Annotated in this window: 2 protein-coding genes; both read left to right on the forward strand. The window is 38.7% G+C overall.

The features are described from left to right. Positions 1-1321 (forward strand): VirB4 family type IV secretion system protein (locus ACZDYH_RS30185; RefSeq protein WP_474888014.1); only part of this gene is annotated, 1321 nt, incomplete at its 5' end. A 30-nt stretch (positions 1322-1351) separates the two neighbouring features. Beyond that, the coding region (locus ACZDYH_RS30190) for a TrbL/VirB6 family protein (protein WP_474888015.1) at positions 1352-2989 on the forward strand (1638 nt) is incomplete at its 3' end.

Below are 2989 nucleotides of genomic sequence, written 5' to 3' on the forward strand. Positions count from 1 at the left end.
TACTGGGCAAGTAGAATTTTTAAATTCATTTGGGAATGCAGATTATCGCCCGCCAAACTATAACATTGGTGTGACCGGGATTTCGGGTTCGGGGAAAAGTTTACTTTTAAAAATGAAATTAGCTCGTGAAACGTCACTTGCAGATACGCATGCAATGATTATTGACCCAGAGGGAGAATTCGTAAAAATTACAAAACGTCTAGGTGGTATTAATTTAAACATTTCACCTGAAAGTAATATCATTATCAACCCTTGTGCAATCGCTGTAACAGAACTTCAGATTACGGATAAAGATGAAGAGCTAGAAGCACTTGAACAATATGATAAGAAAGAACTTGTAGAGCGTGATGGCGTGAAGTATGTAAGATTTGTACCGATTTTAGAGAAAATCAATGAAATACTTGGATTCTTTGACATTATTATTCGCGGACAAGACTTTGACCAACCAGGATTAAATGTATTCCAGCGTACAATGCTAGAAGATGCAATTCGTGAAGTGTTTGGTAAACATGGTATTACCTCACACCCTTCATCTTTATATGCAGATGAAGTGAAGAAGGTTGATGGACAATTAATTCAGTCTCAAGTGAGAAAGCCAGAACCAGAGTTAAAAGAAATCTACGATGTCATAGTAGAACATCATGGAGACGATGTGAAAGCAGAAGAGTTAATTGCTGCGATTCGTCCATTCTTACGCGATGGTTCAAAACCATTATTTGATGGCCAAAGTCATTTTGGCCGTGGTGTAGAAACCCAGTTAAATGAATCTCGTGTTGTTAATTTTAATATTAGTCATTTAGAAGAAGGATTCTTAAAACCAATCGCTTTCCACGTTATCTTGAACTATATTTGGGAGCATTGGATTAAGAGTCCAGAACACGCTATCAAGCGAAAAGTATTATATGTGGATGAGATGTGGCAGTTTATCGACTATGAACAAACGGTTAACTTCTTGGAAAAAGTAGCACGTCGTTCACGTAAAAGAAATGCTGGTATGTGTTGGGCGAGTCAGGACTTCGTTCGTATTTTAGAAAATGTAAAAGCTCGTGGTATCTTGCAATCTACTTTCTCTTATTTCTTCTTAGAACAAAATAAGATTGATAAGAAAAAGATCCAGGAGAACTTTAACTTAACTGCTGGGGAGCTTGATATTATTCTCAACAACCCTGGAAAAGGAGAAGGGATTTTCCGAGTAGGAGATAGTTCGGTTTGGATTCAAACTGATCCATCTGACAAAGAAATGATGTTTATTGAATCGAATGAAGCGGTACTACAAGAGCTTTTAAACAATATGAAGAAAGTACAAGGGTACGCAGGATAATAGCGTACTCTTAAAAAGGAAGGTGAAATTATGCTTGAGAAAATAGTAGAGTGGGTCGGAGGCTTAATTATTGCTATAGTAAAGGCTTTTCTTAGTCCGGTGTATGCAACTTTGGATCCGCTGCCAGTTTTAGTGTTTGGAGGAGAGGGAACAGAAGGAAAGGGGACAAACTTAGATTTCTTATTTTCAGGTAATTCTCTAACCAAAGTATTAGACACAGGCATGCCTGTCATGTTCAAGCTTGTTGCTTTTTGTGTCCTTGTCAGTGTAGTTATTACGGCGGCAAAATATTCGGCAACAGCTATTAATCCAAATAATAGAACAGCATTAATAGAGTATGCGAAGGATTTGATGATCATTTCAATTTTTCTTTGGCACCTCGATTACTTCTATACACTCATATTTGAAATCAATTCTTGGATAATAATAGAGTTTAGAGACGCTGTTAATGTAGCAAGTGGGGGGGATTTTGATCCAGATAAGGGTACTAAATTTCTACAACCTGGATTTGGTGGAGCTGGACTTACCATTACTGAGCTGGGTTTGAAAGGTCATGAAAATGACTATATGTTTATTATATTTGGTTTGTTTATAGAAGCTGGTCTCATCGTCTGGGCAAACTTTTACTATTTAATGCGAGCAGTGTCACTATACGTTTTAATGTTAATTGGTCCGTTAATGGTAGGTATGTGGCTATTTCCACAAAAGAAACAACAGACATTATATTGGATACGAGAATTTATAGGAGCGGTGTTCATACAAGCAATTCATGCGATTACCTTATGGCTCATTATTTCTTTAATTGGAGCAGCAAATAGTCCGTTAATCAAATTAATTTTACTTGCTATGTTTATCCCAATAGGTGAGATTGTGAAAAGTTTTATTGGCCTTAGTACCAATGCATCAGGTGGTATTCATAGAGCAGGTACCATGATGGGTATGGGTGCTTTAGCAAGTGTGGCTGGACTGGTTAAAGGTGTTCGTGATGACTACCGTAATTCAAAAGCAAAACCTGATGATAAAGGGGATAAAGAAAAGACAAAAGAAGATGCTGATAACCCGAAAGATGCATTAGGAGCGAATTTAGGGACAGATGTTGGTACAACATCTCGTGCAGCTCGTATGTTAAAAGCTGGTCAAATTGGAAGTTCAATTGGTAAAGCGGCTGGTGGACTTGCAGGTATGACAGCAGGAGCTGGTCTTGGACCAGAAGGAATGGCAATAGGAACATTCGCTGGCAGTAAAGCGGGCGGATTTACTGGTGCAGTTACTGGAAGATCTGCTGCTGCAGTTGGCGAAGGGGCTGTAGCCTTAGGAAAACATATTGGTTCCAGTGTAAAGAAGGGTGCGGACACGTATTCAAATCTAAATGGCGAATCTTATCCGGAACTAACCGATGAAGATGTCGCACAGGATTTAGCTACAAAAGACTTTGAAAATTGGAAAGCAGATAATCCGGATTCTGCAGTTGCAAGTCGCTTGAAACAAGCATTCCCTGGTGCGTCCGATGCGGAGATTGCTAAAAAAGTAGCGAAAACAAATAGTGATCAAATGTCTCGTTTCTCAAATCAGCGGAAACAGGATTTACAAAATATGAAGAAAGCCGCTACACCATATGGAAATGCTAGAGATTTAGTAAACGCTGCAACGAATGCATTCCAAAAGGGT

It is taken from the genome of Bacillus sp. EB V-12 (assembly GCF_056158125.1).